Source organism: Methanosarcina sp. UBA411 (assembly GCF_002495725.1).
GTDB lineage: Archaea > Halobacteriota > Methanosarcinia > Methanosarcinales > Methanosarcinaceae > Methanosarcina.
Genome location: NZ_DAGK01000035.1, coordinates 33,555 through 53,511, shown reverse-complemented (window position 1 = coordinate 53,511; position 19,957 = coordinate 33,555). Strand labels below are relative to the sequence as shown.

19 protein-coding genes and 2 tRNA genes are annotated in these 19,957 nt (G+C 40.8%); 8 read left to right on the top strand and 13 right to left on the bottom strand.

Annotated features, from left to right (window positions below):
- The first annotated feature begins 334 nt into the window (after window positions 1-334).
- The 5 genes from BP861_RS15155 (at window position 335) to BP861_RS15135 (ending at window position 5,904) form a co-directional block, all read left to right on the top strand.
- Window positions 335-1,954: an ABC transporter substrate-binding protein gene (locus tag BP861_RS15155; RefSeq protein ID WP_292376847.1), complete on the top strand. Its 1,620-nt coding sequence runs from the start codon at window positions 335-337 to the stop codon at window positions 1,952-1,954.
- A gap of 353 nt (window positions 1,955-2,307) precedes the next feature.
- A complete protein-coding gene (locus tag BP861_RS15150) occupies window positions 2,308-3,300 on the top strand; it encodes an ABC transporter permease (RefSeq protein ID WP_292376846.1) in 993 nt (330 codons plus the stop codon).
- The gene (locus BP861_RS15145) at window positions 3,297-4,154 is read left to right on the top strand and encodes an ABC transporter permease (RefSeq protein WP_292376845.1); all 858 of its coding nucleotides are present in this window, start codon (window positions 3,297-3,299) and stop codon (window positions 4,152-4,154) included. The genes BP861_RS15150 and BP861_RS15145 overlap by 4 nt, the downstream gene beginning before the upstream one ends.
- 117 nt (window positions 4,155-4,271) lie before the next feature.
- Window positions 4,272-5,303, top strand: coding sequence for an ABC transporter ATP-binding protein (locus BP861_RS15140; protein ID WP_292376844.1), 1,032 nt, complete (start codon window positions 4,272-4,274; stop codon window positions 5,301-5,303).
- Entirely contained in the window at window positions 5,293-5,904 is a 612-nt protein-coding gene (locus tag BP861_RS15135) for an ABC transporter ATP-binding protein (RefSeq protein WP_292376843.1), read from the top strand. Before BP861_RS15140 ends, BP861_RS15135 begins: the two co-directional genes overlap by 11 nt.
- Window positions 5,905-6,211: 307 nt before the next feature.
- Here BP861_RS15135 and BP861_RS15130 read toward each other — a convergent pair whose 3' ends face one another.
- The 3 genes from BP861_RS15130 to BP861_RS15120 form a co-directional block, all read right to left on the bottom strand.
- Window positions 6,212-7,339 (bottom strand): isocitrate/isopropylmalate dehydrogenase family protein, encoded by a 1,128-nt coding sequence (locus tag BP861_RS15130; protein ID WP_292376842.1) that lies wholly within the window; start codon window positions 7,337-7,339, stop codon window positions 6,212-6,214.
- Between the two features lie 93 nt (window positions 7,340-7,432).
- The gene (locus BP861_RS15125; RefSeq protein WP_292376841.1) at window positions 7,433-7,921 is read right to left on the bottom strand and encodes a 3-isopropylmalate dehydratase small subunit; all 489 of its coding nucleotides are present in this window, start codon (window positions 7,919-7,921) and stop codon (window positions 7,433-7,435) included.
- Window positions 7,922-8,211: 290 nt separating this feature from the next.
- Complete coding sequence (locus BP861_RS15120) at window positions 8,212-8,427, bottom strand: hypothetical protein (RefSeq protein ID WP_292376840.1); 216 nt, start codon at window positions 8,425-8,427, stop codon at window positions 8,212-8,214.
- A 278-nt stretch (window positions 8,428-8,705) separates the two neighbouring features.
- On the opposite strand from BP861_RS15120, the gene BP861_RS15115 reads away from it, so the two are divergent.
- A protein-coding gene (locus tag BP861_RS15115) for an IS1 family transposase (protein WP_292376839.1) occupies window positions 8,706-9,799 on the top strand; the annotation gives its coding sequence in 2 pieces (ribosomal slippage) (window positions 8,706-9,129 and window positions 9,129-9,799; 1,095 coding nt in all).
- 160 nt (window positions 9,800-9,959) lie between these two features.
- Here the strand turns inward: BP861_RS15115 and BP861_RS15110 are convergent.
- On the bottom strand, window positions 9,960-11,030 hold the full coding sequence (locus BP861_RS15110; RefSeq protein WP_292376838.1) for a formate--phosphoribosylaminoimidazolecarboxamide ligase: 1,071 nt from the start codon (window positions 11,028-11,030) through the stop codon (window positions 9,960-9,962).
- A 188-nt stretch (window positions 11,031-11,218) separates the two neighbouring features.
- Between BP861_RS15110 and BP861_RS15105 the strand changes: the two genes are divergently transcribed.
- Window positions 11,219-12,136 (top strand): ArsR/SmtB family transcription factor, encoded by a 918-nt coding sequence (locus BP861_RS15105; RefSeq protein WP_292376837.1) that lies wholly within the window; start codon window positions 11,219-11,221, stop codon window positions 12,134-12,136.
- An 8-nt stretch (window positions 12,137-12,144) separates the two neighbouring features.
- The gene (truA, locus tag BP861_RS15100) at window positions 12,145-12,954 is read left to right on the top strand and encodes a tRNA pseudouridine(38-40) synthase TruA (RefSeq protein ID WP_292376836.1); all 810 of its coding nucleotides are present in this window, start codon (window positions 12,145-12,147) and stop codon (window positions 12,952-12,954) included.
- Window positions 12,955-13,075: 121 nt separating this feature from the next.
- Here truA and BP861_RS15095 read toward each other — a convergent pair whose 3' ends face one another.
- The 9 genes from BP861_RS15095 to BP861_RS15055 all read right to left on the bottom strand — a co-directional run bounded on the left by BP861_RS15095 (window position 13,076) and on the right by BP861_RS15055 (window position 19,943).
- Window positions 13,076-14,143: a TRM11 family SAM-dependent methyltransferase gene (locus BP861_RS15095; RefSeq protein ID WP_292376835.1), complete on the bottom strand. Its 1,068-nt coding sequence runs from the start codon at window positions 14,141-14,143 to the stop codon at window positions 13,076-13,078.
- A gap of 510 nt (window positions 14,144-14,653) precedes the next feature.
- Entirely contained in the window at window positions 14,654-14,935 is a 282-nt protein-coding gene (locus tag BP861_RS15090) for a hypothetical protein (RefSeq protein WP_292376834.1), read from the bottom strand.
- A 102-nt stretch (window positions 14,936-15,037) separates the two neighbouring features.
- Entirely contained in the window at window positions 15,038-15,325 is a 288-nt protein-coding gene (locus BP861_RS15085) for a YunC family protein (protein ID WP_292376833.1), read from the bottom strand.
- 26 nt (window positions 15,326-15,351) lie between these two features.
- Window positions 15,352-16,155 carry a hypothetical protein gene (locus tag BP861_RS15080; protein ID WP_292376832.1) on the bottom strand — a complete coding sequence of 268 codons (804 nt, stop codon included), beginning with the start codon at window positions 16,153-16,155 and terminating at the stop codon, window positions 15,352-15,354.
- Window positions 16,156-16,273: 118 nt separating this feature from the next.
- The gene (map, locus tag BP861_RS15075; RefSeq protein ID WP_292376831.1) at window positions 16,274-17,164 is read right to left on the bottom strand and encodes a type II methionyl aminopeptidase; all 891 of its coding nucleotides are present in this window, start codon (window positions 17,162-17,164) and stop codon (window positions 16,274-16,276) included.
- 171 nt (window positions 17,165-17,335) lie between these two features.
- Window positions 17,336-18,505, bottom strand: a complete 1,170-nt coding sequence (locus BP861_RS15070; RefSeq protein ID WP_292376830.1) for a M24 family metallopeptidase — start codon at window positions 18,503-18,505, stop codon at window positions 17,336-17,338.
- A gap of 38 nt (window positions 18,506-18,543) precedes the next feature.
- Window positions 18,544-19,104, bottom strand: coding sequence for a hypothetical protein (locus BP861_RS15065; RefSeq protein WP_292376829.1), 561 nt, complete (start codon window positions 19,102-19,104; stop codon window positions 18,544-18,546).
- A gap of 537 nt (window positions 19,105-19,641) precedes the next feature.
- A tRNA-Asp gene (locus tag BP861_RS15060) sits at window positions 19,642-19,714 on the bottom strand.
- Between the two features lie 113 nt (window positions 19,715-19,827).
- Window positions 19,828-19,943, bottom strand: a tRNA-Tyr gene (locus tag BP861_RS15055).
- Window positions 19,944-19,957: the final 14 nt, after the last annotated feature.

The following is a 19,957-nucleotide window of genomic DNA, read 5'->3' as shown; positions in this document are numbered from 1 at the left end:
AGAATTCTTTATTTAGTATTACTAAACTCCTTAAAACTACGAATTAGTAACACATAAATTTCGGAATGTATTTATAGTAAATTGTTTTTAATTAATTTGTCTTAATTTTACTACTAAAAGTATTACTTTATTGCCATCATTAGTTAAAAAAATCTTATCTAATATATAAAACTCTGAATCATATGAATAAGTCAAAAATCCTTGCTTTACAGTTCAACTCTTGCTTAAATGTTCATGACTCTGGTAAAATAGAGGAGGTATCTAAATTAAGAAAAACCAACAGTATCTACTGGTAGGGACAATAGCCGTAATTCTTGTGGTCGCTTTTGTTTTTATGTCAACTGGTGAGCCAGACAATCCCATTTCCCAGGTTTCTGATGAATCAGTCTCCGGCGGTTCGGATAAATTGGTTTCTCAGGGCTCGGATGAATTAGTGGTGAATGTAAATTCGCATACTGGTGAACCAAAAACAGGATTTGATCCGCTTCTGGGATGGGGGTGCGGGCATGTAAATTTTGAGCCACTGATACAAAGTACTCTTTTTAAATCAGCTGACGATGGAAGCATAATAAACGATCTTGCTACAAATTATTCTGTCAGTGAGGATGGGAAAACTTGGACTGTGCATATAAGAGATGATGTCAGGTTCACTGACGGTGAAAATTTAACCGCAGAAGATGTAGCATTTACGTTTAATACCGCAATTGAAAGCAACTCCGAACTGGACATGAGTAATCTCGAAAAAGCCACGGCAACAAATAATACTGCAGTTGAATTCCAATTGAAAGAACCTCAATCCAGCTTCATATGGAGACTCAGATACGTTGGGATTGTGCCAGAACATGTATACAAAAAAGAAACCTACGGATCGAATCCGATCGGATCGGGACCTTATAAATTCGTACAATGGGATAAGGGGCAGCAGGCAATCTTAGAATTAAACGAAGATTATTATGGCGAAAAGCCGTACTTCAAAAAAATAACCATGCTATTTTTAGACAAAGATACTGCGTTTGCAGCGGTAAAATCCGGGGATGTGGACGTAGCTGAGATTGAAATTAGCCATGCTAACCAGACCGTAGAAGGATATAAGTTAGTAGCTCTTCCGGCAGCAAGGGCACAGGGACTTTCCTTCCCTATGCAGAATAACACTGGTCAAAAAAGCCTTCAGGGAGATCCGATAGGCAATAATGTCACAGCCGACATAGCAATTCGAAAAGCCTTGAACGTCGGCATCGACAGAAAAGCCCTGCTTGAAGGAGTAATTTATGGAAAAGGGGCCGTAGAATATACTGGAGTAGACCAGCGGGACTTCGGAAACCCTGAAGCCAAAGTCAATGATTCAAATCTCGAAGAAGCCCGAGAAATATTGGAAAACGCAGGCTGGAAAGATACCGATGGCGACGGAATCCGGGAGAAGGACGGAACTAAAGCCGAATTTAAACTATACTATTCTGCTTCTGATCAAACAAGGCAGGCTCTATCGGTAGCTGTAAGTGAACAGGCCCGGAAATTAGGTATAAAAATAGACCTTGTAGGCGCAAGCTGGGACGAAATATATGCTAATCAATACAGTTCCGCTGTCCTATACGCTTACAGCAGTATAGATACCTTTAATCTCTACCTGCAGTACCACAGCAAGGTAGCCGATGACACCTACAAAAATCCCGGGCTTTACAATAATTCTGTTGTAGACGGCTATTTGGAAGCAGCTTTAAGGTCTACAGATCAGGATCAGGCTACGAAATACTGGCAGCTAGCCGCATATGATGGAAATACCGGTTTTGGGCCTGCAGGTGATACGACCTGGTTATGGCTCGTAACAATTGATTACCTCTACATGGTGGATGAAACCCTGGATATGGGTACCCCACAAAGAAACGCAGGAGCAGATGTTTTAGGAAATATCTATGAATGGAAAAGGATAGACGCAGCCAGCTCGGCCTCAAAATAAGGAATTATCCTGCAACTATGGGAAATTAATCCTATAACTATGGGAAATTAATCCTGCAATTGGCGAGTAATCAATCCTGTAATTAGTGAGTAATTGAGCCTTCAGTTAGCGAGTATCTGAGTCTGGATATCAGAATACAGACTCAGCTATTCACTTTTACCTCTCTTTTATTCACATCTGGGTTTGATGCGACTGATTGGAAAAGGTAACAAAAACTTCTATTTTACCGAATTTAGTTCTATTCTGGCTTAAAAAAGTACGAAAACACTTCACAATTCCTGGAAATTGTCCACAGACTGGTAGTCATGTTAAAAGGGAGACCATTATAAAATAATTACGTACGAGGGAGTAACGTGTCAAACAATGAAAAAATAGCAGGCTTTGTCGGAAAAAAGGCCCTCAGGTTGACAAGTCTTTTGATTGTAGTTTGTTTTGCAAGTTTCATGCTTATCCAGTGTTCACCTATAGATCCCGTTAGAGCTTATATTGGGGAAATGCCAGTAACCGCAGAGCACAAAGCTAAACTTGAAGCTTACTGGGGGGTTAACACCCCTCCGCAGGATAAATTCCTGAACTGGGCTGGAGATATTCTTAAAGGAGACTTTGGGACTTCACTGATTTTTAGAATTCCAGTTATTGACGTCATTAAAGAACGATTTACCGCCTCCCTTGTTCTTATGGGGGTTTCATGGCTGTTTTCAGGAATTTTAGGTTTTGTTTTAGGAATAATCGCGGGTGCAAAGCAAGGCACATGGGTCGATAAGGCAATAAAGACTTATTGTTACGCTCTGGCTGCTGCCCCAACCTTCTGGCTGGCACTGGTGCTTCTCATGGTGTTTTCTGTGTATCTGGGCTGGTTCCCAATAGGATTAAGTGTACCTATAGGGGTTACAGCCGACGATGTGACATTTTTTGACTGGTTTAAGCGTTTAATTCTCCCTGCACTAACTTTGAGTTTATTAGACATTGCTAAAATTACAATGTTCACTCGGGAAAAATTAATCGAAGTTCTATCCAGTGATTATGTCTTATTTGCAAAAGCAAGAGGTGAAAAAGGGCTGGATCTGGTATTGAGGCATGGAGTTCGAAATGTTGCACTTCCGGCCATTACCCTGCAGTTTTTAGGATTCAGTGAGTTGTTCGGGGGCACAGTCCTGGTTGAACAGGTCTTCTCATATCCTGGGATCGGGCAGGCCGCAGTAGCAGCAGGACTGAGATCCGATGTACCGCTGCTTTTGGGAATCGTCATCTTCAGTGCTTTATTCGTTTTCTTCGGAAATCTGATTGCTGATATTATCTATGAATTCGTTGACCCCAGGATAAAACAACAGGAGGCGTCAGTATGAGTACGGCTGTTGTGACCATTAACAGGGGATTATTTCGAGGATTAAACCTGAGGCAGAAAACGCTTCTGATAATAGGCTCTACTTCACTTTTATTGCTTGCAATTGTGCTTTCTAGCGTGTTTTTAGGCGGGGAAGCATTACAGACCAATTTTGGCTCAAAAAACCTTGCTCCTTCTCTGGAACATCCATTCGGGACAGATTGGATGGGAAGAGACATGCTTGTAAGGACTCTGGAAGGGCTGGGGCTAAGTATTTTGGTTGGAGGACTCGCTTCCACGATAAGTACTATACTGACCGTAATTTTAGGATTACTTTCAAGTGTAGGAAAGACCGCAGATTCCTTTGTGTCCTGGCTGGTAGACCTCTTTCTTTCAATTCCGCACCTGCTTTTAATAATTCTCATTTCCATAGGGCTCGGAGGGGGAGCAACAGGGGTCATCATCGCAGTAGCATTAACACATTGGCCGAGCTTAACAAGGGTCGTAAGAGCAGAAATCAAGCAGCTGAAAACCCAGGAGTATATTCATATCTCCAGAAATCTTGGCAAATCGAAATGGTGGATAGCTTCAAAACACATTCTGCCTCATCTGGTTCCCCAGATCCTGTTAGGCACGATTTTAATGTTCCCACACGCTATTTTGCATGAAGCTTCAGTCACATTCCTTGGGTTTGGGCTATCACCCCACGAACCGGCAATTGGTATAATTCTGTCTGAATCTATGAGGTACCTCTCAGCAGGATACTGGTGGCTTGCATTTTTCCCAGGATTGTCCCTGTTAATTGTGGTCCTGGCATTTGATATGATTGGAGAAAATTTAGGAAAGCTGATGAATCCGAAAAATGCCCATGAATAAATTTCTTCCATTATTGGATTAGAGATTTGCTGGATTCCGTTATTGAATTATTAATTTGCTGGATCAAAAATGGATCGGGTAAAAATATATTAGAGTTACATTTGGAGAGTGTGAAATATGGGAAATAAAGCTGAAATTAATCCTGAAAAAGAATTAAACACTGAAAAAGAGTTAATCACTGGACTTGGAACAACCTCTGGAAATATGAAAAAAACTGAGGCTCTGTTAAAAGTAGAAGACCTTTCACTTTCGTTCACTCAATATGAATCTGGACTTAGACAAACCGAATTGAAAGTAATTTCTAATTTGAGTATTCAGGCTTATAAAGGCGAAATTCTGGCTATTGTAGGATCAAGCGGATCCGGTAAAAGTCTTCTGGCTCATTCGATTCTAGGAATTTTGCCTTCAAACGCGAAGCTCGATGGGAGGATAGAGTACAATGGCACAGAACTTACCCAGGAACGAAAAGAAGAAATGAGGGGTAAAGAAATCGCCCTGATTCCGCAAGCCACAACCTATCTTGATCCTTTAATGAAAATCTCGAATCAGGTTATAGGATGTGTTGAAAAGAAAAATGAAGGTTTAATGAAGAAACTTCAGAGAGAAATTTTCCAGAGATACGCTTTAAAGCCCGAGGTCGAAAGAATGTTTCCTCATGAGCTCTCAGGAGGGATGACCCGAAGAGTTCTGGTTTCCACTGCTGTAATAAGCTCTTCAAAGCTCATAATTGCAGATGAACCAACCCCGGGCTTAGATGAAAAAACTTTGAATGAGACCCTGAGTTACTTTAAAGACATGGCAGACAAGGGCTGTGCAGTGATACTTATAACTCATGATATCGAGGCTGCATTAAAAATTTCTCACAAAATTGCAGTATTCTACGCTGGTACGGTTTTAGAAGTCGCTAATGTTGAAGACTTTAAAAATAATGGTGAGAATCTAAGGCACCCATACACCCGTGCACTCTGGAATGCCCTTCCTCAGAACAAATTCCAGGCAATCAAAGGCCATCAGCCAATGCAGGATGAAGTCATTGATGGATGTATCTTTTATGAAAGATGTTCCAGAAAGAAAGCTCTCTGTGCTCAGGGGCTTCCCCATTTGAAACAGGTAAACGGAGGAATGGTGAGGTGCAATAATGCGTCTTAAAGGTGAGAACGTAAGTTTCGGATATAAAAGAAACAACTTGATTTTAAAGGATGTTAACATTTCTTTGGGTAGTGGAGAAGTATTAGGTCTGATTGGGGATAGTGGAAGCGGAAAATCAACTCTCTGTAAGATCTTGGCTGGCTACGAAAATAAGTATCAGGGGAAAGTAACTCTAGATAAAAAAGAAATTCCACCAAAAGGCTATAATCCGGTCCAGCTTGTCTTTCAACACCCTGAAAAAGCTGTAAACCCTAAATGGAGAATGAATGATATTCTAAATGAAGGACATTTTGTTTCACAGGATATTTTAGAGGCGTTTGGAATAAAAAATAACTGGCTTAATCGATGGCCCAATGAGCTTTCCGGTGGAGAACTCCAGAGATTTGCCCTTGCAAGAGCTTTAAGCCCTAAAACCAGGTTTTTAATCGCTGATGAAATAACTACAATGGTAGACTCTATTACTCAAGCTCAAATCTGGAATATAGTTTTGGATATAGTCGAAGAGCTTAATATCGGAGTACTGGTCGTAAGCCATGACAGGAATTTAATCAATAGATTATGCAACGATACCGTTTATTTAAAAGATATAAATAATACTTAATAAAGCCCTTTACTTATGGAATGAAGGGTACATCCCAAGGTTTTTAATTTGGATATGTGGCACCAACACGGCATTTGGCCTTGTTCCTGTCTCCTCTTTAGGTAACCTCGATCTCGAACATTGCCTCTGTTGCATCAGGCCCCGCATATCGAATATCCTTTCACGGAATCATGTCTCTTATGAATCATGTCTCTTATATCTGTATAAAACGGACTGAAAGCGGCCTTCAGTATTCAAAAAATGAACTTTATAATTCCAGAAATTCTATTTTAATTAAAAAGAAAATGTAAATGAAGGGAGGATTTAGTTATTCTCCCTTTATTATCCTTACAATTTCGTCCCCTACATCTGAAGTGCTGCTCTTGCCACCCATATCGTAGGTTTTTACTTTGCCGTCCAGGATATTTTTCTGAATTGCATTAACTATTGTGTCTGCGGCTTCCTTTTCTCCGAGCTGTTCTATTAACATGGCACCTGCCCAGATTGTGGCAATGGGGTTGACTTTGTTCTGTCCCTTGTACTTCGGGGCTGAACCGTGAATCGGCTCGAACATGCTTGTGCCTTTCGGGTTGATATTCCCGCCGGGAGCAAGGCCGAGGCCTCCCTGGATCATGGCTCCGAGATCGGTGATGATATCTCCAAACATGTTCGGGGTTACGACCACATCGAACCATTCAGGGTTTTTCACAAACCACATAGTGATTGCGTCTACAAAGTTAAAGTCCGTAGTCACATCTGGATGATTTGCAGAAACTGCATTAAACTCCTCTCTCCAGAAGCCGTAGATGTCGGAAAGCACATTTGCCTTGTCAACGGACGAAACATGCTTTTTCCGTTGTTCGGCAAGATCAAAGGCGTACTCGATAACCCTCTTTGTGCCTTCTTTGGAGATCAGGCCTATCTGGTATCCTATTTCTTCGCTGTCGGTCTCGATATCAAGTCCAAATTTTGCGGAGTAGAGTGTTCGCTTGACTTCAAGAAGGTCTTTGCTTTCTCCTTTTTTTGCCCTGCCGCCGATCCCTATGTAGAAGTCCTCGGTGTTTTCTCTGACAACTACGAAATCGATATCTTTTGAGGTTTTGTCTTTGAGGGGAGTCCAGACTCCGTCAAGGAGTTTTATCGGGCGAAGGTTGACATACTCGTCAAAGTAAAAGCGTGCAGTTAATAAGATTCCCTTCTCAAGGATGCCAGGAGCAATCCTGGGGTCTCCGATAGAGCCAAGGTAAATGACAGGGTATCCAGATAACTCTTTTAAGGTATCTTCGGAAATTAATTCTCCCGTCTCAAGATAATGATCTGCTCCATGCGGGTATTCAATCCATTCTACATCAAAACCAAATCTTTCGCCAGCGGCATCTATGACCTTTCTGCCTTCGGCGATAATTTCTGGGCCAATCCCGTCGCCCGGGAGGACCGGAATCTTATACTGCGTCATATTTATACTCCTTTCTTATTTACAGGCAAAGCTGCCTTTTTATTGTGAGATATCAAACGCGGACAGGGCTGTCTCAGGACAGCTTTCTCTTTGTTAACGCTCAGAGACCAGTTTCCTGGCATATTCTATAAGTCCTCCCTCATCCACGATTTCACGCACGAAATCAGGGAGAGGGGTTGCCTGGTAGGTCTCACCTTTTGTCTTGTTTACAATAACTCCTGTGGCAAGGTCTACTTCAAGCTCGTCTCCGTCATCGATCTTGTCAGTATCAGGGCATTCCAGGACAGGAACTCCGATATTAATTGCGTTCCTAAAAAAAATCCTTGCAAAAGACTTTGCAATTACACAGGCTACCTTTGCTCCTTTAAGGGCTAGGGGCGCGTGCTCACGTGAGGAGCCGCAACCAAAATTGCTTCCCGCGACCACGATATCATTTTCATGAACGTTTTTTGCAAATTCGGGGCGCACGCCTTCAAACGTGTACTTTGCAAGCTCTTCAGGGGTATTGTAAATTAGATACCTTCCGGGAATTACTGCGTCAGTATCAACGTCATCTCCGAATTTCCAGGCTCTTCCTTTCATAACATCACCGGTCTTTTGTTGCAATTAAATGCTGCTCAATTAAATGCTGTTATATTAGAATTCTTACAGCCTGAACTTAGCTGCATTCATAGGGTTGAAGTGTCACAGGTAATATTTAAATTATTTTCTGGCATGATATAAAAATTGGTTAACAATCCCGACCTTTTTACTCCTGAATTCCCCCGGAAAATCTACAAAAGTCAGTTCCTTTTATTGTTTAACTGCACTTTATCTGCTTATCTCTTCAGTATGAGGTTCAGGAATACTTGGTTCTCTTTCTCCGTGCCAATTTAGTCTCGGGCTGATGCGCACAAGATAGCATAAGGTTTCAGGGCACCAAGATAAGCGGTAGCTTCCTGTGAGTGGTCAAGTGCCACGTAAGTTTCAATGGATTTGAACCCCTTCCAGGGATTCTCTTCACTTCCTAGTACAAGCAGTGTCCCCGTAATTTTTCCCCAAATATAGGCCCGATCTCGCCTGACCTCTTTGCTTTCGATTTTCGGCATTTAATAGTATCGGACTGAAAACAATTTAATATAATTTATTCACGCTGCCTTGTATAAAAAGGATACGTCTTTTAAAACTCTAAATTCCTAGAAATGACTCTTAAATAACTCTATAAATTCCTAAATAGATTCTCAAGATTTAAAATGACTCTAAATTATTTTCAAAAAACTCTAAAAACTCGCATACTAAGATACTCTAAATTCAGAATATTTAAAATTTAGGTGCTCCTATTATATTTAGTTGATTTTATATATTAGATTTGGTATATATTATTACAATGGGGAAACGAGGAGCAAAACCAAAGTTTACTGACGTTTTTTGTCCTAATAAAGAATGTAAATTCTACGGTATTTCTGGAAAAGGAAATATCATAGGCAACGGTACCTATCAAATCAAGGACAAGAGAGTTCGGAAATATATCTGCCGCGAATGCGGCAGAGTATTCAATGATCGAACTAATACCTTCTTTGATAATGTTCGAAAAGACGAATCTGTTATCATATTAGCCTTAAAGATGGCTATCAAAGGAATGTCAATACAAGCCATTGCTGATGTACTGGAAGTTCAGCCAGCTACAGTTAGTAACTGGTTGTTTCGCGCAGCGAAACAATGTGAGAAGGTAAATGAAGATTTGATGAAAGACCCCAACATTTCAAAAGTTGAAATGGATGAATTGTGGGTAATAGTCGAAAAAAAGTTGCGCCAAGAACAGAAAATGAAGATGAGGGGACCTGGATGTGGGTAAGCTTTGCTCCTGAGTTCAGGTTAATTATTGATTTTATATTGGGACCAAGAAAACAGTATGTAGCAGATGAATTGATAAAAACTACAGATAAACATCTTTCAGATTCAAAACCTCTTTTCGTTACAGATGGATTAAAATTCTATGCAGAAGCTTTTCTGAAAAAATACGGAGAATGGATGGAGTTTCCTAGAACAGGAAAGAAAGGAAGACCTAAGAAACCAGCAATAATACCTGATGAAAATTTGAAATATGCTCAGGTTGTCAAAAACAAGAAGGGAAAGAAGCTCCAAAAAGTAGAAAAAAGAGTTATTTTTGGTGAAAATATAGATCAAAGTGAAATATCAACGAGTTTACTTGAGAGACAAAATCTAACTTTTAGACAAGATAATAACAGAGTTTCAAGAAAAACGATAGGATTCTCAAAGAAAATCAGGTTTCTCTACAATCAAATGAGACTTTACTGCACTCATTTTAACTTTTGTAGAGATCACATGGGATTAAAGAAAGAAAAGGAAAATGGAAGTATTGAGAAAAACACACCTGCAAAAAAATATGGAATAACTAAGAGTAAATGGACTTTAACAAAATTGCTAAATTACAGGTGTATTAAAATATCAACTAATTAACAAGGGAGCACCAAAATTTAAAATATTTAAAATTTAGAATATTTAAAATTTGGAGGTTGAGATATAAGCTCAACCCTGAAAAGTAAGCACAACTAATTCGCCTGATAAAAGTTTTCTCTCAAGCCTTTTTAAAAAAGACTTACTTAGGATAAAGGCTTACTTAGGATATTATCTTATCCAACTGACCTGTTTGAGCTGCGATTTTGATTTCCCGAGCTATTCTCCTTCCAGTTGAGAGATTCTCCTCCATCAGGTCAGCATAAGGAGAACCTGAAACGTAAAGGTTTGTCCCTGCAACAATTCTGGCCGATATTTCAAAGACTTTAATCTCAAGCGTATCCGTAAAGACGGTTTCAAGACAGAAAGCCCCTATCATCCCACCAAAAAGGCCCAGAGATTCTTCAACTACCCTTTCTCCAAGAGAGAAAATCAGGGGTAAGAGGGACTCTCTTGCTACAAGGGGCACATTTCCTGTAACTACATATGTTGGGCGGATTCCAGCTTCTACGAGTTCTTTGGGTGAACCGAGCCTGAAGATTTCGTCCGCATTGGATTCTACCCTGCGGTCCATGCTCAGAAGTTCAAGGCTGCCCTGGCTTAAAGTGTATCCTTCGTTTCGGATTGGAGAATAGAAGTAGTGCAGATAATAACGGGTTCCGGTGATAAATTCCTGAATCGTGTACTTCTGGGTTTTATCCACGAGTTCATTGAATTCTTCATAGGTTTTAGCGACGAAGAAACCTTTTCCTCCCTTTGCTCCGTCGTACTTAACCATTACAGGTCCATTGATGTCGTGAGGATCGTCGACTTTCTTCGGCATATGAATGCCTGCTCCAAGCAGCCACTCACGTTCTTTATCCCTGTCCGACTCCCATTCGAGCACAGCCCGGTTTCCAAAAGTAGGCACGGCCATCTCTGCAAAATTTTCCGTACCAAGATAAGCAACGACTGAGCCGTGTGGAATAATGATAGTATTTTTCTTTCTAAGCTCCTCAGCCTTGTTCATTATATCGGCATAGCTATCAACGATAAGGTACTCATCAGGTTTTGCTTTGGGAAATGCCTCATAAAACTTTGGAGGCTTGCCGACGCAGATTCCCAGAGTTCTGAAGCCTTCTTTGCGAGCTCCGTCAAAAATTTGAAGGCTCGAGTGGGAGCAAATTGTTGCGATTGTAATATTTTCTAAATCATAATTTTTCAGAAATTCAAGAACCTGCTGTTTTGTGATCATGATTGGTACCAGCGGAAAATTTAGATTAGTATATACAATGTTATATTTAAGGTTAAGGGCTGGATTCTATATCTAGATGTAGTAGTGGATGTATATTCACCCACAAAAATAAAACTTTATATTGGTTTGCGGGAACTAAAGTATACTTTGAATTAAAAATAGACAGGTTTTTAATCTAGGACGTAATTATGGACGGGCTTGAAGATCAAGAGGGCTTAACGGAAACAGACGAGCTCCCACAGGGGTCTGAACAACTGGAGCGAGATGGCAAGGTTCTTGTTCTCCCGGTAAATGGAGAATCCAGAAAGATCACTCAGATTCTTTCCAATGAAACATCATTAAAGATTCTGGAATTGCTCGGGAAAAAAAGTATGTCTGCAACCAATATTGCAGAGGAGCTTGAACTTCCCCTTACTACTGTCAAGTATAATCTTGACTCCCTTATAGAATCCGATCTTATAAAGATCAAACAAATAAAGTGGAGCAAGAAAGGAAGGCAGGTAAAGATCTACGAGTCAGTGGATAAACTGATTGTCCTCGTTCCTTCGAAAAGCTCTATAGATAAACTCTCTCTCGTAAGCCTGCTGCAAAAGTATCTCGGAGTAATCGGAGCTGCCTTTTTTGCAGCTGCAGGTATAGAGTATTTTTCAGCCTATATGCAGGCAAAAAGGATAATTGATGCAACTGCTCCTTTGAGAATGAGGATAACAGAAATACCTGATGAGTCTTCTCCGGAGCAAATGGCTCTGGGAATAAACGAAAGCAATAACATAAGCCCGAAAATAGCTCTTGACCAGCAGGTATCTGAAGAAGCTTCGAATGCAAGTTCTGAGGCTCTGGAAGCTGGAGCAGGAAATCTCTCCTCTGGGATGGAAGCTGACCCAACTCAGGGAGTTTCTGAAGTCCCAATGTCCGTACCGGAGGGTTTAGATTCTGTGCAGGGAGTTCCTTCTATCTCTTCTGAAGGGTTAGTTCATGTAGGTGGAATTCGCGAGCTTTATGACACGCTTTCTCTTCACCCCGGATTTTGGTTCCTTTTAGGGTGTATTTTTATAGTAGTCCTGCTGATTGTAAGAGAAGTCTATTATAAGAAAAGATCCAAGTAGAGATTCTTATGAGAGTCGCTTTAAAACTTGCATATATAGGCACCGAGTTTCACGGCTCCCAGATTCAGCCCAATGTCGAGACCGTGGAGGGAGAACTTTTCAAGGCTCTTCGGAATCTCGGAATTATAGAAAGCCCCAAATCTGCGAATTATACCTGTGCCGGAAGGACCGATGCCGGAGTTCATGCTCTTGGACAGGTTGTCGCTTTTGACACGGACAAACTGAACCTGGCAATTCCAAGGGTAATAAATTCTGAACTTCCCTCAGGAATCTGGGTCTGGGCCCATGCTGAAGTGCCCCGAAGCTTTGATGCCAGAAGAGATGCAGTTTCCAGGCATTACCGATATGTGATGAGCGGAAAAGAGTACGATATCTCTAGAATCCGGGAAGCTTCAAAATTGCTGCTTGGAACGCACGATTTTGAAAATCTTTCGCGAACCAATGGAGAAAAAAGTACAGTTCGAACCATAGAAAGGATCGACGCCCGCGTAGATGGAGAGCTTATAAAAATAGATGTTGTTGGGAATAGCTTCCTCTGGAACATGGTCAGAAAAATCGTAACTGCTCTTTCCATGATAGGAAAAGAGGTACGTGATAACGACTGGCTGCTCCAGATGCTGAATCCGGAGATTTATGAAGAAGGAATCGAGCCTGCTCCTGCTTATGGATTGACCCTTCTGAAAGTGAATTATAACGAGAAAATAGACTGGATTGATGACAACTACTCTATCAGGAGAGCAGGTGAGCAGAACCAGAAACGCATCCTCAGGCACAGGGTTATGGCAGAAGTGCTGGAAGAACTGATCTCCCATGATTAAAAAATGCCTTTACAGGGATCCTTAATGTTTTGAATTTCATCTTGATTCTACTTTTTATTTCCCTTTTTTGATTTTACTTTTGCTTTGATTCTTCATTCCTTCTAATTTCTTACTTGATCCTTCATTCCCGTTTGCCATTCTCATTCTTCAATTCTTTCTGAAAAATAGTTATTGTCCGGGTAAGACTTCTATGTACTCTCTGGGCATAAATATCGAGAACCTTAAGCCCTGCCTTTTCTCCATATTCTGCTGCAGCTTTATCTGAGACTACAACTGCGATACCCCCGGGCTTAAGAACACGCTCGATCTCGTTAAGCGCACAGGAGTAAAGTTCTTCCAGGGACTCGGCAACAATTGCTGCCGATCTGCCGTAGGGTGGGTCAGTAACGACTGCGTTTATTGTCGCTTCCTTTAACGGAACCCTGCAGGCATCTCCTTCCATCAGGACATAATCCAGTTTAAAGGCCTCAAGGTTCATGAGAGCGCCCTTTACAAGTTTTTCCTGGGCATCGATTCCTATAACCCTTGCTCCCACAAGCCCGGCTTCAATAAGAATTCCTGCAGTGCCGCAAAAGGGATCCATAACGAGGTCTCCTGGTTTTATTCCCGACAGGTTTGCGAGGGCACGTGCAACTCTCGGCATAAGCACGCCAGGATGGAAAAATGGTTTATTTTGTGGAGTTCGGGCTTCATACGCACTTCTGTCAACAGAGGACAGGAGAGTTCCGAACACGGCTTTCTCACTCAGGATCACCCTGAATTCTACGTCCGGATTTTTCAGGTTTGCTCTGAAGCCTTTCCTGTAAATGCATCCTCCTACTTTCTGTTCCAGAAATTCACCCGGAAAATCCACATGGTGTTTGATTCGCTTTGCTCTGACCACAAAACTTTGCCCTTCCCTGATGTAGCCTGATGAATCAAAGGCTTCTGCAAGCTTAAGGATTGCATCCGGAGTATTTTCGGTAATCCCTACAACTTTCAGGATATGGTGGGTCATTGCCAGCCTGTCAGTTATTGGGCCTCGAAGGATTTTTTCCACATTCTCTTCTTTACCAGTTATTTCGACCACAAGGCACTGGTCAATAGTAGTATGGGGCCGGAAATCAAGTCCCTCGATTTTGAGACAGGCAAATACTTCGGCAGCGGGCAGTTCTTCATGTTCTCCAGAAAGTTCAAAAGCGTATAACATTGGTGATCCGTAATGGGTTGATAATTATAATTGGAAACGATATTCGTACTATAATGGTGAGGAAATAAATATAAAACTCCGTGCGTGAAACGTGAAAGTAGTTATTAAAAGTAACTGCGGTAGAGTATTAAAATTTTAAATTTCTGTAAAAAATATGAATATTTATATTCAAAGTTGTATCCTGAAAAGTGAAATTGGGAAATCTTAAAACTTTACCTTTTTGACTTTACATCTTGAAAACTTTAACTGAATGAATATCAATTAAAAAATATTCTTTCAGTTAAAGACCATTTCTCAGCTAAGGAATGATAAAAATATAACCTCAAATTTTCAGTTTGGGAATTGATCTATAATTCCATTTCTCTAAATAATCATTTTTAGCAACATAAATCCTTGATATTATATTTAAATCGTTTCTATGCAATAAAATAGTCTGGAATTTATCAACGAATTGTGACCGATTACTTGTGATCTTTTAGATAAATAGACGCAGGTAGGATTTCTAGAACATTATTCTGAGGACATATTTTTAAATTCGATTGTATATCCGCGAAAGTTATCTGTAACTCTTCCACAATTACCTGCAAAATCAGTAAGTTCTTCAATAACCTCTTTAGGAATACGGTTGATATCCTCTCCTACGTCAATGAAAATATGACCCCTGTAATTGGAACCTCCAGAAGTTATTTTATATTTAGCTATAGTTATTCCATAATCCGAAAGTAAAAATTTTGCGTATTTCAAAACAGAATCAAACAATAAAGTATTGTCCTCAGAATCTATCTCTATCATGTTCTCAATTACTCCTGTATAATTGTATATTTTATAATTTAAAGCCTGACAACTTCTAAAAGTAATTTTGCAGTTGAACGCAGTTCCTTTTCTTAACTTTCCTTAAAACATCCTTTCCAGAGCTTCCCTGCCAGTCATTCCGGGTTCGACCCCAAGTTCCTTGGCGAACTGGGTCACTTCAACGACCTGGGCTTTGAGCATGTCTTCAAAATTTTGTACGCCTTTTACCTTCGCTGCCGTGTCCCCAAGAGCCTCTGCAGCACTCACATTCAGGTATCCGCACATAAGAAAGCCTTTCTCTGCCCTTATAACCAGAAGAGGGTATTTTTGCATCTCAAAGCGGAGGCCAAGAGCACACCCATTTTCAAGCTGAATCTGTTCGATAAGCATGTTTTTCACAATAGCTTCAAGCCAGATTAACTTTTTGGACTCTGGTAAAAACGTGTAAAGATGCCTTTGAAAAATTCATAGGATTTCTTGGCTTCTACAATCTTTCCGGCAGCTTCTATCTTATTTTCCTCTTCTTTACTTTTATTTGCTGCTTCTTGCTCAATGCTTTCTTCTCTTTCCTGTAACCCGGCTTTATAGCTTTCATTTTCCGAAATCCAGAGAGTTATATTTTCTTCCGGACCGAAACTGCCTTTAAGCACTGTATGGTTATTTCCTGGTTCCTGACTCTTGTTATTCAGCCCTTCTGTCCGCTCTACATTGAAGTCTAAAGGCAAAGTGATCGTAATATTTGAGTTTGGAGTGCCCATAAGCCAGACATTCGTACCCTGATTAACCTCTTTCTCGAAAATATAATTTACACTCGCATAATTAGTAATTGATGAATCTTTTAAAACATTGCCCAGAGCTTCTTTTGAGAGATAGAAGTCAACATCCGTCACTTTAACGGGGTCTGAAGTGCCATTGAGTTTTACATCAGGTTTGGTTTTTAAGGCCTCTTTCGTTTGATCCCTGAGAAAGGTTTCCGCTTTCAGGATTTCCCATGCATTGACAAATTTATCCTTGTTTCCTGTTTGCAGGTCTATGAAACTCCTGAAAATAATAGATTCGTTTCCTGTAATTTGTTCTTGATATTCCCAGGTCATTCCATTCCTTTCCAGTGTAATGTTATTACTGGGTACAAAGGCAGCAGTACAGGGTTCTGCCAGAAAAACAGGCATAAAAAGGCTTAATAACAGAAAACCGGTTAAAAAAAGGTTGTATGCTTTCAAGGCGCTCAACTCGTGTCTTTTTCAATATTTGACTCCTTGTTAACCTTTACACTCTTTTTTTTCTTTATTCCCGGTTTTGTTTTCTCTTTATCTTCAATTCTATTTTCTTTTTCGGATTTTACTTTGTTGTAACCTCGCAGCCGTCATGGGTTATTATTATAGTATGTTCGGCCTGGGCTACAAGCCCGCCAGTACTTTCTAGAAGCACAGGATAGGCGTGAAGAATTCCTGCTTTTTCAAGCTGGAGTAATGCAAAATCCAGTCTGTCGGATTCGAGCCAGCGCTTTGCAAAAGGCAGCTCCCTGTATTCTTCTACCTGTTTCAGGACATTCCGGACTGCAGGCATACGGACCGGCTTTTTCCTTATAAGGCTGTATATCTCGGCCCAGTTCCCGTCATGGACAGTACCTGCTCCATCCGTTGCGAAAGGCTCGATTGCAAGCACGTCGCCTTCCTTTAGAATCGCTCCTCCTTCCACATGCCGGTTAGGAACAGCAGGATCATCATGAGCTTCGTACTCGGAAAGCCCATGGCCTGTCAGGTTTATTATCGGGTTAAGTCCGTAACTGCGAATGCTGTTCTCTATTGCAGCTCCAATTTCCCCTGTAGAAATTCCTGGCTTTGCAAGGTCAATGGCTACGGCAAGAGCTTCCTCGGCGGCTTTTAAGATATCAGAATTTCCTGACAGATCAACAGTCACAGCCGAGTCTGCAATATATCCGTCCACATGGACCCCTAGATCCAGCTTAACCATATCCTTTCCAAAAACGTCAGTATCTCCTATCTTTGGGGTTGCATGTGCAGCCTCTTGATTTCTTGAAATATTGCAGGGAAAAGCCGGTCTGCCTCCCAGCTCTATAGTCCGGTTTTCAACAAACTCTGCAACTTGAAGCAGAGGGTTTCCGACCCTAATCATTTCCACAGCTTCGGCCCTGACAGTTTTCAGGATCCTACCTGCTTCTCTGTATTTCTCAAGGATCTCTTGCTTATTGTGCACATTATCAGTCATGTTACCCCTTGTCAATGATTTTATTAGATCTTCTAATTCCTGAATAATTGATTGAGATTTTACTGAAACATATTTGAATTATTGATATTTTTACTGCAATTTTATGAGCAGGCTAATACAGTTAGATGAAATGTAATCGAAATATAACAGATCCTTTAAATTGTAAACCTGTTATACTACAAATCTCTTTTCCAGCCCTGTAAAATTCTGGTATCCATTTTCAGTGACCAGGACCATATCCTCGATTCGTATTCCTCCTATTCCAGGGTAGTACAGCCCAGGTTCGATAGTGATCACATTTCCTGCCTCAAGTAAAACTCCGTTTTCTCCTACACTTGGTAATTCATGTATATCAAGTCCAACTCCATGTCCTGTTGAATGAATAAACCCGACTTTTGCATCACTTCGGTAGGTATCGTATCCGTGCGCTTCGAAGAAGTCGCAAACGGCGTTATGAACATCAGATGCTTTTACTCCTGGCTTAACCATTTCAAACCCTTTTTTCTGGGCTGCAAGCACAGTTTCGTACATCTTTTTGAGCTCTTCCGAAACCTCTCCATGCAGGACTGTGCGTGTCATGTCCGCAAAATAACGTTTTTTCTTGCTTCGCGGGAAAATATCCAGGATAATTGGGGCATTTGCCCTCAGAGGGCCGTCCGTAGTTCCATGAGGATTTGCCGTGTCCTTGCCGCATGAAACAATAGTCTCTTCGGCCTCGCACCCATAGTCAAGAAGAGTATGATCTATAACCGAAAGCACTTTAGTCCCTGTCAGTACCTCCCCTGCGCGATAAAGAATTCCTTCTCTTTCTTCTGCTTCTGCTATTAAGGTTATAGCAGCTTCCATAGCCTTTTCTCCTGCCATCTGGGCATATTTTATGGCTTCAAGCTCTTCCGGCCTTTTCAGGCTCCTGATTTGTCGGAATGGACTTTTTATAGGCACTATTGAGAAGCCTGCTTCCGTGAGAAAGTTTGATTCAAATACTGGGAAATCGTAAGGTACTGCGACTTTTTTAATCTCTTTTCCTGCAAGCAGCTCGGATATGCAGGCTGCATAGGCGATAGACGGGTCTTTTTTCTCCTTTACCTTTTCCCTGTAGCCCAGATCCTGAGTTGTCTTTATTGTCAAAACTCTTGACTCTATTTCGGCTCTTCCTTTTTCCATATCCGAAATAAAGAGTACTTCTTCTCCGGCTGCTGTTTGCAGGTAAGCGAAATCGTCAGAAGCCAGGAAGCGAGTTACATAATAAATATCGGAATTATGAAGATTCCCTATCATAAGATAGGCATCGGTTCCTGCCTCTTCAAGGGTCTTTTTTATGCTGAACTCTGGTTCGGTCATGCAAGATAATTCTGGCTTTGTGCATAAAGGTCTTATTGTCAGGCCTTTTTTCCTTCCATTCGTAAGATGTCCTCTTTTAACTCATGGTTCAGAATAAGAAACTCTTCAAGCATCGCAAAATAACGGTTAAGAGAAGCTGTCATTTCATCCGAGAACCTGAGAAAACATGCATACTTTCTCCTTCCCAGCTCTTTTACCCAGGATTTATTCTCAGGTTCCACTTCCCGTAGCTCCCAGAGAATTTCTGTGGCACAGCCAAGGATTCTTCGAACGCTTGAGATCACTTCCTTTCGAATTTTTTCCTTTTTAAATTCCACGTAGTCCTTGGAAATATCCGGCTGAAACATTGCATTTCTATGAATCCAGTAATCATCGCGGTTGAGATAAGTTTCTACGATGTTTGAAATTTTGGGGAATAACTCCTTTAGGTCTAAACTTGATTCACCTTTTGATCCACCGGGATCTTTGTTGTCATATCTTAAGTTCTTGGGAATAGACGCATTTTCTGGAAAATGTACGGTCATTTCAATTTCTCTTTGAATCCATTCTGAGGTGAAGTTTTTGGTAGCTTCAATAAAGACGAGGGCTTCAATCTCCATTTTTCCCCTAGTAGCGTCCAGTCTTTCACATGTGCTGTTAATTTTTTTCCTAGAATCGTTCGGGATATCGGATTCAGTCTCTATTCTCGTGCCCTCCTTCCCTGTTAATTTTCTAATTTTTATGTATTTTCTCGCACATAATTTCCTTTTATATTATTCTCAGGATTATTTCCTAAGTCTCTAATATCCTCTCTATAGGTTTGGGACAAGCTTGAATAAGTGAGAGAAAAAATAGATTGAAGGGATAATATTGGAACTTAACTGATTTAATCTGATCAGTAGGAGTAGGTTAGATAAAAAAAGAATAGAAGAAGAATTGATAAGAGAGACAGAATAAACAATGGTAAATTTTTAAGAAATAATGAATAACGGTAAATTCCAAAGAAAAAACAAGTGAATGATTAAAACAAAAGTAAGCGTAAAGATTAGAAATTGCTGATATTGACTTCCAATCTTTTAAACTAAAATATAAAATGTTATTAATCTTTATATTCTTTAAAACAAATTAAATAATGTCCTAAATTTAAAAAAATAAAGCGCCCGGACCGGGATTCGAACCCGGGTCGGAGCCTCGACAGGGCTCCATGATAGGCCTCTACACTATCCGGACACTTTGGTCTCTTCTGCTACTGTTTTTCGCTCGCATTGCGAGCAAACCTTAAATGCTTTTTTAATATATAAATGTTCCCGTTGAAGCTTTTCGATTCTGGATACTGCTTTAGGTCCCGCCTCCCAGACTCGAACCGGGGACATCGCGGTGCCTGCGCGGAAATGTACGGGTAATTTTACCCGCACGAGCCGAACTACAGCCGCGCACTCTACCACTGAGTTAAGGCGGGACGATGTATGTTAA

Excerpts from the sequence above, each read along its gene's own strand:
- BP861_RS15155 (WP_292376847.1), top strand. The coding sequence starts at position 335 with ATGTCAACTGGTGAGCCAGACAATCCCATTTCCCAGGTTTCTGATGAA.
- BP861_RS15145 (WP_292376845.1), top strand. The coding sequence starts at position 3,297 with ATGAGTACGGCTGTTGTGACCATTAACAGGGGATTATTTCGAGGATTA.
- BP861_RS15140 (WP_292376844.1), top strand. The coding sequence starts at position 4,272 with ATGGGAAATAAAGCTGAAATTAATCCTGAAAAAGAATTAAACACTGAA.
- BP861_RS15135 (WP_292376843.1), top strand. The coding sequence starts at position 5,293 with ATGCGTCTTAAAGGTGAGAACGTAAGTTTCGGATATAAAAGAAACAAC.
- BP861_RS15130 (WP_292376842.1), bottom strand. The coding sequence starts at position 7,339 with ATGACGCAGTATAAGATTCCGGTCCTCCCGGGCGACGGGATTGGCCCA.
- BP861_RS15125 (WP_292376841.1), bottom strand. The coding sequence starts at position 7,921 with ATGAAAGGAAGAGCCTGGAAATTCGGAGATGACGTTGATACTGACGCA.
- BP861_RS15120 (WP_292376840.1), bottom strand. The coding sequence starts at position 8,427 with ATGCCGAAAATCGAAAGCAAAGAGGTCAGGCGAGATCGGGCCTATATT.
- BP861_RS15110 (WP_292376838.1), bottom strand. The coding sequence starts at position 11,030 with ATGATCACAAAACAGCAGGTTCTTGAATTTCTGAAAAATTATGATTTA.
- BP861_RS15105 (WP_292376837.1), top strand. The coding sequence starts at position 11,219 with ATGGACGGGCTTGAAGATCAAGAGGGCTTAACGGAAACAGACGAGCTC.
- truA (WP_292376836.1), top strand. The coding sequence starts at position 12,145 with ATGAGAGTCGCTTTAAAACTTGCATATATAGGCACCGAGTTTCACGGC.
- BP861_RS15095 (WP_292376835.1), bottom strand. The coding sequence starts at position 14,143 with ATGTTATACGCTTTTGAACTTTCTGGAGAACATGAAGAACTGCCCGCT.
- BP861_RS15090 (WP_292376834.1), bottom strand. The coding sequence starts at position 14,935 with ATGATAGAGATAGATTCTGAGGACAATACTTTATTGTTTGATTCTGTT.
- BP861_RS15085 (WP_292376833.1), bottom strand. The coding sequence starts at position 15,325 with ATGCTTATCGAACAGATTCAGCTTGAAAATGGGTGTGCTCTTGGCCTC.
- map (WP_292376831.1), bottom strand. The coding sequence starts at position 17,164 with ATGACTGATAATGTGCACAATAAGCAAGAGATCCTTGAGAAATACAGA.
- BP861_RS15070 (WP_292376830.1), bottom strand. The coding sequence starts at position 18,505 with ATGACCGAACCAGAGTTCAGCATAAAAAAGACCCTTGAAGAGGCAGGA.
- BP861_RS15065 (WP_292376829.1), bottom strand. The coding sequence starts at position 19,104 with ATGGAGATTGAAGCCCTCGTCTTTATTGAAGCTACCAAAAACTTCACC.